Below are 501 nucleotides of genomic sequence, written 5' to 3' on the forward strand. Positions count from 1 at the left end.
GTTATATCTGTGACCGAAGCGAAATCGGCCAACGTCCGCCACTGCAACGTGTTTATTCCTCTGCAACCTTTGAGCAACTGCTGACGCAGGTTTGCCAGACATGGCCGCAACATACCCGCAATCTCCGCCAGCCGAAGACATGGCCGGAGTCTTTCTGTCTTGGAGAAGACCGCCAGCCAGCCATGCCATCACTGGCAGCAAGGAAGGTGGATTTTACGCAGGGACGTCTGCCACCGACGCTGATGCCGGTAATGAGTTCTGTCGACCGGGAAACCCGCCAGCTTCAGCTTTTGCTGGTCATGGGCGTGGATGACTCTCTGGGCGGTGTTGTCCGGCTTAATGGTACGCTGTATCCCGCGTTTGCCGTTCCCTCAGCCGATAACAGCCAGCTGGTCATCAGTGCACTGACCGATAAGGGGTTACGGTATGCAGGGTATGGTGTTGCCGTAAATCACGATGCAGACAGCCACATATCACCTGCGCCGGAACTTATGGAGTTTA

1 pseudogene is annotated in these 501 nt (G+C 55.7%); it reads left to right on the forward strand.

The window, feature by feature from the left end:
* Positions 1-501: pseudogene (locus tag K0778_RS27600) on the forward strand (conjugal transfer protein); the annotation flags it as partial.

The organism is Escherichia sp. XD33 (genome assembly GCF_019375075.1).
GTDB lineage: Bacteria > Pseudomonadota > Gammaproteobacteria > Enterobacterales > Enterobacteriaceae > Enterobacter > Enterobacter flexneri_A.